This is a genomic window from Pseudomonas syringae group sp. 26L6, assembly GCF_032587815.1.
Taxonomy (GTDB): domain Bacteria; phylum Pseudomonadota; class Gammaproteobacteria; order Pseudomonadales; family Pseudomonadaceae; genus Aquipseudomonas; species Aquipseudomonas amygdali.
In genome coordinates this window covers 49,897-63,139 of the sequence record NZ_JAWHPJ010000009.1, presented here as the reverse complement: position 1 = coordinate 63,139, position 13,243 = coordinate 49,897, and the positions used below count along the sequence as shown (strand labels likewise).

The window sequence follows — 13,243 nt, the reverse complement described above, 5'->3', positions numbered from 1 at the left end:
GTGATCAACGTTGTGTTGTCACAATTCAAATCGTAAGTTAAAGCTTATATTTTAAAAACTCATGTTCTGGAGCTGCCCGTGAGTAAAAGCCGAACACCCGTCAACCCCAGGAAAATCCCGGCTCAGGCGCGTTCTCGCGCGACAGTTGACGCAATTATTCAAGCGGCGACTTACATTTTGACCAAGGTCGGCTGGGAGGGACTGACGACCAACGCGATTGCTGAACGCGCAGGCGTGAACATCGGCTCGCTGTACCAGTTTTTCCCGAACAAAGAAGCAGTCATCGCTGAATTACAGAGACGGCACGCCGCCGACACGCGCACAGATCTGCTCAACGCGTTACAGGTTCTGCCTGATCAGCCGTCGCTTCGAGAGGCACTGACCATGATCATCGAGATGATTGTCGCTGAGCATCGTGTTGCGCCGGCCCTGCACAAGGCTATTCATGAGGAATTGCCACGTACGATCCGGCAGCTGGAGGACGATAAGGATGCTCTACAACACCAGTTTGCTCAGGTGCTAAGGCCATTTATGAAGAATGTTCCTGATCCGGATCTCTCGATCTATCTGATGGGTATCGCTGTACACGCAATTATCCACACTGTCACAGCTGATCGGCCGAAGCTCCTCGCACAACCAGGATTCGTTCAAGAGGTAGTGACTTTGCTTGAAAACTATCTTTTCAGGCCTGATTGCAAGGAAGTGGGCCGCGCCAACTGATAGATGATGGCAGGAATGAATACCAGCTTTCGACGCATAGCCAGCATTTTTCAGCGCCTGCCCGGCTAAAGCAAAGGTGCGGCAATAGAGAGCTGTCTGAGCAGGATGAGCGTTACACGTGGCCAGATCACCGACAGCGACATGCAGACGACACACGCCATCGCACACTGATGCACGTCAGAAAGATCACTCAGAGAGCCGCCGCCATGAAACCGCTTTTCCTTCCCGCGCTGACCGTTGTTGCCTTGCCTGCCCTGTCGTTGCAGTTCGCCCATGCCGAGCCGGGTGATTTCAGCCTGGGCCTGGGCGCTGCAATCAGCAAAAGCCCTTATGCCGGTGTCGGTACACAGGTCAATCCGATCCCGTTGATCAACTATGAAGGCGAGCGCTTTTACGTGAAAGGTGTAACCGCGGGTTACCACCTGATCAACACCGGATCGTTCTCCCTGGATGCCATTCTCGCCTTGCAGATGGACGGCATTGACCGTGACGACTTTGGTCGCCGCGAACTGGCCAGAAACGGCATCAACAGCGATCTGCTGGAAGACCGCGACAATGGTATCGACGCAGGGCTGGTAGCCAAACTGCGTGGCACTGCAGGGCAGCTTGAAGCGGTCGCCAGAAACGACATCAGCGGTGCGAGCGACGGCTACTCGATGAACCTCGAATATGCGTACCCCTTCAACTGGGGCCAAACGCGCTTCAAACCCAACATCGGTGTTACCCATATGTCCGGCAACCTGGTGGATTACTATTACGGCACGCTGAAAGAAGAAGAGCAACGCGGGATTGCCCGATACCGTCCTGGCAGCGCTACGGTTTCCTATGTCGGTCTGGGTTTTTCCCAACCCTTGGGCAAACAGTGGGAAGTCTCGGGTAACCTGCGCTACAGCGCCCTGCCGGATGAACTGAGCGACAGCCCGCTGGTAGAGCATGATACCGACAGCTCTACCTCGATGTTCATCGGTATTTCGAGAAAGTTCTGATGCCGAAAACTGTCTGTGCAGCGCCTGGAGTTGACTCACTGTGAGCCCATTATGATCGAACGGTCACTGAGTGTATTAATCGTCGAAGACAACCTGGCGCTGGCCGCCAACATGTTCGACTACCTGGAAGCATGCGGACACACTCTGGATGCCGCACCCGACGGCAAGTCCGCGATGCGCCTGATTACCGAAAACCATTACGACGTCATTGTGCTGGACTGGATGATGCCGCGTATGGACGGCATCAGTCTCCTGCGTCATCTGCGCACTGAACTGCGCAATCCGGTGCCGGTGATGTTGCTGACCGCCAAGGATCAACTGGACGACAAGCTGCAAGGCTTTGAATCGGGCGCGGACGATTACATCGTCAAACCACTGGCTCTGCCTGAACTGGAAATTCGTTTGCGGGTGCTGGCCGCACGCAGCCACAAGCGCTCGGATGTACGGCAGGTGCTGGAAGTCGCCGATCTGTGCTTCGACCTGAGCACCCAAACCATCATGCGTGGCGGCGTCCCGTTACCCTTCTCGCCGATAAGACGAACCCTGCTGGAAGTTCTGATGCGCAACTCTCCAAACGTCGTGACGCGCGCACAGTTGGAGTCGCTCATCTGGGGCGACAGCGTGCCCGACGGCGACCTGCTGCGCTCGCACATGCATTTACTCAGAAAGACCATCGATGGCGACCGGGTCAACCGGCAAAAGCTACTCCACACGGTGCCGGGCGTCGGTTTTCGCCTGTGCGTGTGCCCATGATCAATCTTCCCGGTCGTCGAGGCAGCCTGCATCGCCTGATCAGTGCAATTCTGCTCGGCTTCGGGCTGTTGATGACCATCGGCCTGACCACTCAGGCGTTCATGAGCCAGGAACTCGTCGATCACCCGATCTGGAAAGAGCTGCTTGAAACTGCGACAAACAATGCTCTCGAAAACTCGCTGCAGCCAGCGCCACAGAAAGCCGGAAGGATTCAGGTCTGGAGACTGTCGGGCGAAACGCCCGCGCCCGGCATGCCGCCCTTACTGGCTTCACTCGCCCCAGGCTTCTACAACGAGGGCGATATGGATCGAAGGGCTTCGAGTTTCACCGATCCCGACTATGCCGTGCTGGTGACGTCGCTGGGCAATGAACGCTTGGTAGCAGCAATCGACATCAGTGATCTGGAGCAGGAGCAGAACCTCATCGCGCTGATCGGTGGCATTTTTCTGATCATGAACCTGATACTGATCATTGCCGTAATCGCCTGGCTATACGTGCGCCTGCACCGCCCGGTTCAGGCGCTTGCGCTAGGCATGAAGCAACTCGATCCGGAAAGCCTTTCGCAACGCCTGCCAGTGCAATACGACCAGGAAGAACTCAAAGACATTGCCTGCGGTATAAACGCACATCTGGAACGGGTCGAGCAATTCATGGCCCGGGAACGCGCCCTTCTCGATCAGGCCAGTCATGAGTTTCGTACGCCGATCGCGGTGATCAGCGGCGCGCTGGATGTGCTGGCCAGGCAAGCGCTACCCGCGTGTGCAGCGCCACCGATTCAACGCATGCGGGCAACCGTGGATAACCTGACCGAGATCATGGTCGCGCTGCTGTATTTGTCGCGCGAGCCCATGTCCTCAGCGCCGGACGACCCCGTCGAGCTGGACCGCCTGTTGCCAGGCCTGGTCAAGGACCACCAACACCTTCTGGACGGCAAACCCGTGCAGTTTTCGGTGCACATCCACCAGACGCTTTGCCTGCAAGTGCCCGAGGCGATGTTACGCATTGCCATCGGCAACCTGTTGCGTAACGCTGCCGAAAACACCTATGACGGAACAATCACCGTGCGCCTCAAGGACGGTGTATTGAGCGTGACCGACTCGGGCGAAGGCTTCGACACTGCGCAGGCGTCCCTCCATTACCTGTCTCTGCTGAGAAACTCGACCAGAGCGGGCACCGGGAAAGGCCTGGGGCTTTTTCTGGTGCGGCGCATCTGCGAACGATTTCGGTGGACGCTGACCCTGGAGTCGATGCCGACGCTAGGCACCAGAGCGGAGCTGGATTTCCGGACTCGGCTAGTGCAGTACCGGTAAATTCGACAGCAAGCCTCTATAACTTCAGCGTCATGAATGGCATGAGAAACATCATGAGATTAACGGTGCGACACTATTAATAAGCACGCTAAGTTAAATTTTTTTCACAGGCCAAAAAACAGCCTTACCGTCATAAAAAAAATATACATTATTCACGTGGCCAATAACCTGCTATTCAGCAACTTTAATGCAGTTATTTATAGCCACCCCATCATTAAGCCACGCAGAGAAAACATCATGAACCGAGTAACAGCAAAGTCCGCATTGAAAGCTCTCGTTGTGACAACCATTGCAATCATCGGCCTGCAGGGCACGGCATTTGCCGCCACCGGTATACAAACCGCACCAGCTGTCGATGGCAAACATGCGCTCGTGCAAGAGGCCGGCAAGACTGAAGCCACCCGCACCACATCTGCACCACTGCAAGTAGCGACAAGGCTGAAAAACGGCTTCCGTATCAACAACGCCTGTGACGATACCGGCCTCCCTTGCCCTCCTCGCGGCTAAAAGCACCGGTTAAAAACAGCCGCAAAGTAGTCACTTTGCGGCTGCACTGTTATAGAACAATAGCGTTGTTACCTGTCCACTCTGCAAGTGATCAGCCCCCTGAACTCAGCCGCTACTTGCATCTCCATCCATGTCGCTCATGCCCTCGCGACTAAACAGCAATGCCATAACAGCGGCCAACAGGTTCAGCGACGTTTCAGTCGGTCGATGATCACCGCCAGCAACAGAATCGTGCCGCGAATCACGTATTGGTAGAACGTATCGATATTCTTCAGGTTCATCGCATTCTCGATGATCGCCAGAATAAGCACACCAGCGATTACATGGCGGATCATGCCGATGCCGCCGCTCAGCGAAACACCGCCCAGTACGCAAGCCGAGATAATGGTCAGCTCGAAGCCCTGACCGATCATTGGCTGCCCGGAGGTCATACGCGAAGCCAGCACCACGCCAGCCAGTGCCCCGACAAGCCCGTGAACCGCGAAGATGATGATCTTGGTGCGATCGACATGCACACCCGCCAGCAATGCAGCTTCCTGGTTGCCACCGATGGCCATGGTGTTGCGCCCGTAGGTGGTGTAGTTGAGCAACCAGCCGAAGAATATGAAACAGGCGATGGTGATCAGGATCGGCACCGGCACGCCATATATCTGGCCATTGCCGAAGATGAAGAAATCCTCGTTGGAGACGCCGACGGCCTTGCCGTTGGAGAAGATATACGCAAGGCCGCGCACGATCTGCATGGTCGCCAGGGTCGTGATCAGGGCATTGATGCGCAGCTTGGCAATCACGATGCCATTGATGAGACCAACCACCAGCCCCAGCGCCAGCGCGGCAGAAACACCGAGAAACACGCTGTCGGTGTCGCGGATAACAATCCCGGCGATGACCCCGGAACAGGCCAGCACCGAACCGACCGAAAGGTCGAAGTGCCCGGACGCCAGACAAAAGAGCATGGTGCAGGCAGCAATGCCCACGGTGGAAATCGCAAGGCCTAGCCCCCGCATGTTCAGCGGTGACATGAAGTTGTCGATGAACACGGCGCACAGCAGGAAGATTCCCACGGCAGCCAGGAGCATCACCCAGTCATCGGCAAAACGACGCAGGTTCATGCCCTGACGGGGAGCCTGCAGGCTGGATTCGGTAGACATATGCACCTCTTTATTATTGTTCATGGTCAGGGGACCGGTTATCAGCTGCGCGTGCGAGGCAGAGCCAATTGCAGGAGTCGCGATTCATCAGCCTCATCGCGGTTGAGTTCACCAGTGATCGCGCCTTCGCTCATCACCAGAATGCGGTCGGAAATACCCATGACTTCCATCAGGTCACTGGACACCACAATGACCGCAATCCCGTCGGCGGCCAGGTTGTGAATGATCTCGTAGATCTCGGACTTGGCACCGACGTCAATCCCGCGGGTGGGCTCGTCCAGCAACAGGACCTTCATCGGCATCGACAGCCAGCGACCGAGAATCGCCTTCTGCTGATTGCCGCCGGAGAGGAACATGATCTGTTGCTCAGGCGATGGTGTCTTGACGTTCATCGACTTGATCTGGCTGCGTGCGTTGTCGCGCTCCCAGCGGCCCTGAATCAGGCAGCCGAGATTCACATGCCGGGGCCGTGCACCGATGTTGATGTTCTCCGCGACGCTGGACAGCGGCACGATACCTTCCTTCTTGCGGTCCTCCGGGCAGAGCAGAATGCCTGCTTCGATCGAATCGCGTGGGGACTTGAGCGTCAATGGCTTGCCGTCCAACTGCAACGTGCCTGCCGTGCTGCGCGTCAACCCCGACAGCAGACGGAACAGCTCGGTACGCCCGGCGCCCACCAGCCCGAAGAAACCCAGCACTTCACCTTTCTCTACGGCAAAACTCACGGGTTCGTGCAGCCCCGGCCCCAGTAACCCGGTCACTCGCAGGCTAGGCCCTTGATGCTGGCGCGGACGATAATTGTAGATGTTCTGAATATCCCGGCCGACCATGCAGGTCACCAGCCGGTCATGATCCAGATCAGCCATCTGCTCAAAGGTTTTTACAAAACGACCGTCCTTGAACACTGTTACGGCATCACAGACACGGAAGATTTCTTCCATGCGATGAGACACGTAGAGAATCACCCGCCCCTCGTCGCGCAGCCGCACGATAATCGCCATCAACCGGTCAATTTCACGTGCCGACAGGCTGCTGGTGGGTTCGTCAAAGGCGATGACGTGCGCATTGCGTGACATGGCCTTGGCGATCTCCACCAATTGCCGCTGGCCCAGTGAAAGATCACCCAGGCGAGTGCGCGGGTCGATTTCGTCAGCCAGGCCTTTGAGCAGCTCACCTGCCCGACGGTACATCGCGCCACGATTGATCAAACCGAAACGATTGGGCATGTGCCCAAGCAGCAGGTTCTCGGCGACGGTCATTTCCGGCACCAGATGCAATTCCTGGTGAATCACCGCCACACCCGCCGCAATACTCTCGGCGGTGGATTTGAACTGGTAGCTCTGCTCACCGATCTGCAAGGTGCCGCTATTGGGCTGATAAGAGCCGCCGAGGATTTTCAGCAGCGTGGATTTACCGGCACCGTTCTCGCCCATCAAGGCGTGAACACTGCCGGGGCGCGCTTCGAAGCTGATGTCCGAAAGCGCCTTTACGCCGGGGAAGACCTTGCCGATGCCATTGAAGCGCAAGGCACCGTTTATGGATGTTTGCTCGATAGCCTGTTGCATGAAACCAACCTCCTCGCACGTGTGAGGGGCCTGAAAATCAGGCCCCCCAGTCAACTCACTTCCACAGACCGATCTTGGTCAATACTTCCTGGAAGTTGGCGCGGGTGATCAGTGTCACATCGTCCATAGCGGTATATTTAGGCGGTTCAACGCCCTCGGTGACCCACTTATACATATACAGCGCGGTGTTGTAGCCTTCCTTGTCCGGGCTTGGCAGCATGGAGCCAAAGAAGCCACTCTCTTTTTTCTTCAGCTCATCAATGGCATCGGTGCCGTTGATGCCGATCCCGATAACGTTTTTCGCGCTGAAACCATTGCTCGCCGTCGCGCGTACGCCCCCCAGAACAGTGTTGTCGTTCATGCCGCCGATGATCAGGTTTTTCGCATCGCCAGGCAGTTTTGGCAGCGCCGAGTTGGTGGCGTCCATGCTGCCTGGTACATCAAGAGTTTTCTGCGCGGTGAACAGGATGTGATCTTTCGGCAAACCGGCCTCCTCTAGCGCCTTCACCGAACCGTCAGTGCGTTTCTTACCGGTGTCGAGCTCGTTGTAAGTGTTGATGATCGCGTAGGTGCCTTTCCACCCGCCCTCATCCCACTTGCGGTTCTTCGCTTCGGTGGCCATCGCGGCACCTTGCTTCTGGCCCACTTCAAAGGCTGCCATGCCCAGATACGGCACGTCCTCCATAAATTTGCCGTTGGCGTCGACAAAACGATCGTCCACGGCCATGACTTTCAAACCGAGCGCCTTGGCCTTGGCCACGATTGCAGGGCCCAGAGAAACATCAGGCGGGCAGATCACAAAGCCCTTGGCACCGTTGGCGGCCAGGCTGTCGATAGCGGAAAGGGTCTTTTCACCATCTGGCACGGCAATCTTGAGCACGGTAAAACCATGCTCCTTGCCTGCCTTTTCAGCAAACGCCCATTCGGTCTGGAACCATGGCTCTTCAGCCTGTTTGACCAGAAAGCCGATTTTGACTTCATCAGCAGCGGAGGTGATGCCACTCATGCCCAGAATGGCGGTGGTGACGGCGGCACAGCACAGGGAACGAATCCCGTGACGACTCAACATAGCTAACTCCTTATTTTTATTGAATAGCTACAGCGTTCAGCGAGGTGGCGGTTGCAAACGCGGAGGCGTCCGAGAACCGATTAAATAGTCATACCATACAATGAATGACCGCTATGTAACCGAATGTCACTCCTGCATTTCCCACCGCGACGCCGCCGCAGAAAAGGCGACGGCGCGGCATTTTTTTTCAACCGCTGAAGCGCTGACACAGCGTTCCTTTGACGCCGACATGCGCCATCAGTACCGCGCCATCGAGCCGTCCATGAGCATCGGCAGGCGCTGCACTGGTGACATACAGTGTCTCCAGGTCAGGACCTCCGAACACACAACTGGTGGGATGGCTGACGGGCAGCTCGATGACCCGGTCGACACTGCCGTCGGGGGCAAAGCGGATCAGGCAACTGCCTCCCCAGCGCGCGTTCCATACATAACCTTCGGCATCCATTGCCGAGCCGTCGGGCGAACCCTGGCCCTGCTCGGCCGCCCATACCTGACGTGGTCCCAGCGAGCCATCTTCCTGCACAGGGTATTGGTAGATCACTTCGTCGAGGGTATCGGCGCTGTACAGCACGCTGCCGTCGGTATTCCACAGCAGGGTATTGACGATGCCCTGCCCGTCCAGCAAACGCGTCACGCGGGCGTCGGGTTCAACCCGGAACAGCCCGCCCGAACGACGGACCAAAGGTACGTCTTCGCCTTCGGCATCGATATTGTTTTGCATGCTGCCCAGCCACAGGCGGCCACGCGCGTCACAACGGGCCTCATTGGCGCGATTGCCAGGGGTCGGGTCTGCGACGCAAAACAACGCCAGTGAAGTTTTTTCGGATGTGAGGTCCAGGCGATACACGCCGCTGGCCAGAGTCACCAGTGCGTCGCCCTGCCCGGTCGGTATAAACGCAGACACCGGCTCGGGCATGCGCCATTGGCGATACTCCCCGGCAACCAGCCGACAAGCCAGAAAACCGGCAATGTCGACCCAGTACAAGGCCTGCTCTGCGGCATCCCAGAACGAGCCCTCGGCCAGCTTGAAACGGTGCTCGGAAACGGGCAGCCAGTTCATGGAAAATGTCCTTTGTTATTGTTGTAAAGGCACTTTTTGGATGTTTGCGTCGCAGTCTTGTCCAACCTGCGTGCTCAGTCGACCTGTTTCGCAGGCATCCAGCGGATCGACCGGCTTCAGTGAAGCTGGCACTACTAAATAGTATTACAATTTATTTTTCAAGTGGCATTTTATAGGCTATAAATCCATGCATCGGCTTTAATCCGATCAAATAGTCTTACCAATAACAATAAAAGCAGGCAGATCAGATGAAAACACATGCTCTCCTCAGCACCCTTGGACTGTCCTTGATGATCAGCACCTTGACTGCACAGGCCGCAGCACTCTCCAGCGAGCACAGCACTTTCGGCCAACTGCCCGACGGCACTGCCGTCGAGAAATTCACCCTGCGCAACAGTCACGGCGTGCAGGCCAGCATCATCACCTACGGCGCGACGCTGCAATCGCTGCTGGTGCCTGACAAGGCCGGAAAGGTCGAGGACATCGTCCTGGGCTTCGACGATGTTCAGGGCTACCAGAACAACGGCACGGTTTATTTCGGCGCGACCATCGGCCGATTCGGCAACCGCCTGGCAGGCGGCAAGTTCAGCCTGGATGGCAAGACTTACCAGGTCCCGCTCAACGACAAGACCAATGCCCTGCACGGCGGCACTCAGGGTTTTGACAAACGACTCTGGAAGGCAGAAGAAACCAAGACCGGTGATTCGGTCGGCGTGAAGCTGACCTATGTGTCGCCGGATGGCGAGATGGGCTTTCCGGGCACATTGAAAACTGAAGTCACTTACAGCCTGAATGAGAAAAACGAGCTGAAGATTGACTACCGCGCCACCACTGACAAGCCGACAGTGCTGAACCTGACCAACCATAGCTATTTCAACCTGGCGGGTGCAGGCAGTGGTGATGTACTCAAACAGGTCGCTACCCTGCACGCTTCGCACTACACACCGGTCAACGACAAGCTGATCCCGACCGGCGAACTGCCTGCCGTCGCGGGCACGCCGATGGACTTCCTCAAGCCCACCGCGTTCGGCAAGCACATAAAGGATGATCACCAGCAGTTGAAATATGCCGAACCCAAACAAGGCGGTTTTGATTTCAACTGGGTACTCGACACTAAGGGTGATGTGAAGAAACTGGCCGCCGAGGTCAGCGACCCGCAATCAGGCCGCAGGCTGCAGCTGTTCACCACAGAGCCAGGCGTACAGCTGTATACCGGCAACTTCCTGGATGGCAGCATTCATGGCAAGGCGGGCAAGGTCTACCCGCACTGGGGTGCCTTTACCCTGGAGACCCAGCACTATCCTGATGCGCCCAATCAGCCGAAATTCCCCAGCACACGACTGGACCCAGGCAAAGCCTACACCCAGACCACCGTGTTCAAGTTTCTCAATAACTAGGGACGTTGAAGTCGCCCAGCCCCTAAAACCCAGGGGCTGGCGACTCTCGAGATTACTGATTGCGCTTCATTGCCGCAGTCAGGGTATCGACGTTGTAACGGAACATCTTCGCGTAGGTTGACGCAGGGCCGTCGGCTGGCGACAAGGCTTCGACATACAGCTCACCGCCTGGCTGGGCACCACTGGCTTCGGCAATCTGCTTGACCAGACGCGGGTCGCTGGAGTTTTCGAAGAAGTAGGCACTGACATGCTCGGCCTTGATCTGACGAATCAGTTTCGAGACATCAGCTGCCGACGCTTCCGATTCGGTAGACAAGCCCAACGGTGACAGGAAAGTCACGCCATAGGCATCGCCAAAGTAGCCGAACGCATCATGAGAAGTGAGGATCTTGCGCTTGGCGGCCGGAATAGAATGAATCTGATCGCGGGCGTAAATGTCCAGTTGTTGCAGCTCGACGATGTAGCGATCGCCATTGGCTTGATACTCGCTTGCTCCTTCCGGGTCGGCTTTCTTCAGCGCGGCGATGATGTTACGCACATAAATCACCCCGTTGGCGGCGCTGTTCCAGGCGTGCGGGTCGACAATACGCTTGCCATCTTCGTCCATGCTGCGGGTCTTGATCCCTTCAGAGAGCACTACCGGCTTGCCCTTGTAGCCCGACGCTTTGATGAGACGATCCATCCAGCCTTCCAGATGCAGGCCACTGACAAACGCCAGGTCGGCATTTTTCAATGCCTGAGCATCACTTGGCGTTGGCTCGTAGACATGCGGGTCGCCGTTCGGGCCGATCAGGGACTTTACGTGAACACGGTCGCCGCCGACCGTACTGACCATGTCCGCGATGACAGTGAACGACGCGACGGCTTCCAGCGGTTTGGCCTGGGCCAGGCTGGCGAACGCAGACAGCGCCACTGCAGCTATGGAACTCAACACCATCAATCGTTTCATGACGTACCTTTTCAGTTAGCCAGGTGAGGTTTGGGAAACAGTCGGCGCACGATTCCCGTGCGCCCGAACAACAGGGAAAGGCCGTAGAACGCACTGGCGGTAAGCACGATGGCCGGGCCCGAGGCGACGCCAAGGTGGTAGGAAACGATCAGGCCGATCAGGCCTGACAAGGTCGCCAGCAGTGTCGAAATCACCATCAGGCCACTCAGCGAGTTGGTCCAGAAACGTGCCGCGGTTGCCGGCAGCATCATCATGCCCACGGCCATCAAGGTGCCCAGCGCCTGAAAACCTGCGACCAGGTTCAGCACCACCAGCAACAGAAACAACACGTGGTACAGCGAGCCGCGCCCGCCGACCGCACGCAGAAAGCCCGGATCGAAGCATTCCAGCACCAATGGGCGATAGATCACTGCCAACAGAATCAGCGTGAAGGAAGCAATGCTGCCGACCATATAGATAGCCGTGTCATCAATGGCCAGAATGGTACCGAACAGCACATGCAGCAGGTCGACACTGGAGCCATGCAGCGAAACGATCAGCACCCCGGCCGCCAGAGAGGTCAGGTAAAAGCTGGCAAAACTGGCGTCTTCACGCAGCGAAGTCAGTCGGCTCACCAGCCCTGACAGCAAAGCCACTGCCAGCCCGGCGATCAGCCCGCCGAAGCCCATCGCGGGCAACGACAGACCGGCGACCATGAAGCCCACCGCCGCGCCGGGAAGCACCGCATGGCTCATGGCATCGCCCACCAGACTCATACGGCGCAGCATCAACAGCACGCCCACCGGCCCGGAACCAATCCCCAGTGCCAGGCACGCCACCAGCGCGCGGCGCATAAAACCGAATTCGATAAAAGGCTCGACGACCAGGCTATAAAGCATCATGAGCGCTCGTCCTCGCTATCGCACAGCAAGGCGTCCGGGCTCCAGTACTCGGCCATGTTGCGCGCCTTGCGCAGGTTGGCGGCGCTGAGCACTTGCGAGGTTTCGCCCCAGGCAATGGCTTCACGGGCCATCAGCAGGGTTTGCGGAAAGTGCTGACGAACCTGTTCGATATCGTGCAGGACCGCGATCACTGTGCGCCCCTGCCCATGCCAGGCGCGCACCAGCTCCAGCAGATCACGGGTGGTGCGTGCGTCGATGGCGGTAAATGGCTCGTCGAGCAGAATCACAGAAGCATCCTGCAGCAGCAATCGGGCAAACAGCACCCGCTGGAACTGGCCGGACGACAACGAACCGACGCAGCGCCCTTCAAAACCCTCCAGGCCGACCGTGCTCAGCGCTTCCCCGGTCAGTCGCGCATGATTGCGTGTCAGGCTGCGAAACGGCCCGATGCTGTGCCAGGCGCCCATCGAAACGGTATCGGCGACGCTCAGCGGAAAACTGCGATCGATTTCTGCGGCCTGGGGCAGGTAGCCGATCGTGCGGGTCGCCAGGCGGCCACGGTCGACGCGCCCCTGCGCAGGCTTCATGGTGCCGGCGATGGCCTTGATCAAGGTCGATTTACCCGCCCCGTTCGGCCCGACAATGGCCGTCAGGCTGCCCGCCTCGAACCGCCCGCTGATGTGGTGCACCGCCGGGCGGCGCTCATAGGCCACAGTAAGGTTTTCCAGAGCAATGGCTGCACTCATGGAATGGCCACCGACCAGCCGATGGCCAGCCAGAGCAATATCAGCACCGCAAGAGAAAACAGGACCCGCTTCCAGGCCGATTGGGCCAGCACGGAGCCTGCTATCGAGGCAAAAGGAGTTTTCACGCGAAAGTAACCTGCAACTATTTG

14 protein-coding genes are annotated in these 13,243 nt (G+C 57.6%); 6 read left to right on the top strand and 8 right to left on the bottom strand.

The genetic code is table 11. From position 1 onward, the window contains the following. The first annotated feature begins 78 nt into the window (after positions 1 to 78). From RYA97_RS02885 to RYA97_RS02865, 5 genes are all read left to right on the top strand, one after another. Positions 79 to 720, top strand: coding sequence for a TetR/AcrR family transcriptional regulator (locus RYA97_RS02885; RefSeq protein WP_005744111.1), 642 nt, complete (start codon positions 79 to 81; stop codon positions 718 to 720). 206 nt (positions 721 to 926) lie between these two features. Next, positions 927 to 1,706 (top strand): MipA/OmpV family protein, encoded by a 780-nt coding sequence (locus RYA97_RS02880; protein WP_005777678.1) that lies wholly within the window; start codon positions 927 to 929, stop codon positions 1,704 to 1,706. A 51-nt stretch (positions 1,707 to 1,757) separates the two neighbouring features. Next, complete coding sequence (locus RYA97_RS02875) at positions 1,758 to 2,459, top strand: response regulator transcription factor (protein ID WP_005744114.1); 702 nt, start codon at positions 1,758 to 1,760, stop codon at positions 2,457 to 2,459. Continuing rightward, the gene (locus RYA97_RS02870; protein WP_005777679.1) at positions 2,456 to 3,769 is read left to right on the top strand and encodes a sensor histidine kinase; all 1,314 of its coding nucleotides are present in this window, start codon (positions 2,456 to 2,458) and stop codon (positions 3,767 to 3,769) included. Before RYA97_RS02875 ends, RYA97_RS02870 begins: the two co-directional genes overlap by 4 nt. Positions 3,770 to 4,033: 264 nt before the next feature. Further along, the gene (locus tag RYA97_RS02865) at positions 4,034 to 4,276 is read left to right on the top strand and encodes a hypothetical protein (RefSeq protein WP_057403681.1); all 243 of its coding nucleotides are present in this window, start codon (positions 4,034 to 4,036) and stop codon (positions 4,274 to 4,276) included. Between the two features lie 185 nt (positions 4,277 to 4,461). Here the strand turns inward: RYA97_RS02865 and araH are convergent, their stop codons facing one another. The 4 genes from araH to RYA97_RS02845 form a co-directional block, all read right to left on the bottom strand. Next, positions 4,462 to 5,427 carry an L-arabinose ABC transporter permease AraH gene (araH, locus tag RYA97_RS02860; protein ID WP_004664988.1) on the bottom strand — a complete coding sequence of 322 codons (966 nt, stop codon included), beginning with the start codon at positions 5,425 to 5,427 and terminating at the stop codon, positions 4,462 to 4,464. Positions 5,428 to 5,468: 41 nt separating this feature from the next. Next, a complete protein-coding gene (araG, locus tag RYA97_RS02855) occupies positions 5,469 to 6,992 on the bottom strand; it encodes an L-arabinose ABC transporter ATP-binding protein AraG (protein WP_005757844.1) in 1,524 nt (507 codons plus the stop codon). A 55-nt stretch (positions 6,993 to 7,047) separates the two neighbouring features. Further along, complete coding sequence (locus RYA97_RS02850) at positions 7,048 to 8,061, bottom strand: substrate-binding domain-containing protein (RefSeq protein ID WP_004664986.1); 1,014 nt, start codon at positions 8,059 to 8,061, stop codon at positions 7,048 to 7,050. 187 nt (positions 8,062 to 8,248) lie between these two features. Beyond that, the gene (locus RYA97_RS02845) at positions 8,249 to 9,121 is read right to left on the bottom strand and encodes an SMP-30/gluconolactonase/LRE family protein (RefSeq protein WP_057404012.1); all 873 of its coding nucleotides are present in this window, start codon (positions 9,119 to 9,121) and stop codon (positions 8,249 to 8,251) included. Positions 9,122 to 9,369: 248 nt separating this feature from the next. On the opposite strand from RYA97_RS02845, the gene RYA97_RS02840 reads away from it, so the two are divergent. Next, a complete protein-coding gene (locus RYA97_RS02840; protein WP_005777696.1) occupies positions 9,370 to 10,518 on the top strand; it encodes an aldose epimerase family protein in 1,149 nt (382 codons plus the stop codon). Between the two features lie 52 nt (positions 10,519 to 10,570). Here the strand turns inward: RYA97_RS02840 and RYA97_RS02835 are convergent, their stop codons facing one another. From RYA97_RS02835 to RYA97_RS02820, 4 genes are read right to left on the bottom strand one after another with little or no spacing between them, the layout of a single operon-like run. After that, entirely contained in the window at positions 10,571 to 11,467 is an 897-nt protein-coding gene (locus RYA97_RS02835; protein ID WP_117139938.1) for a metal ABC transporter substrate-binding protein, read from the bottom strand. A gap of 11 nt (positions 11,468 to 11,478) precedes the next feature. Beyond that, positions 11,479 to 12,348 carry a metal ABC transporter permease gene (locus RYA97_RS02830; protein WP_002553554.1) on the bottom strand — a complete coding sequence of 290 codons (870 nt, stop codon included), beginning with the start codon at positions 12,346 to 12,348 and terminating at the stop codon, positions 11,479 to 11,481. Continuing rightward, on the bottom strand, positions 12,345 to 13,094 hold the full coding sequence (aztA, locus tag RYA97_RS02825) for a zinc ABC transporter ATP-binding protein AztA (protein ID WP_117139939.1): 750 nt from the start codon (positions 13,092 to 13,094) through the stop codon (positions 12,345 to 12,347). The genes RYA97_RS02830 and aztA overlap by 4 nt, the downstream gene beginning before the upstream one ends. Then, a complete protein-coding gene (locus RYA97_RS02820) occupies positions 13,091 to 13,219 on the bottom strand; it encodes a hypothetical protein (protein ID WP_002553552.1) in 129 nt (42 codons plus the stop codon). The genes aztA and RYA97_RS02820 overlap by 4 nt, the downstream gene beginning before the upstream one ends. Positions 13,220 to 13,243 lie beyond the last annotated feature (24 nt).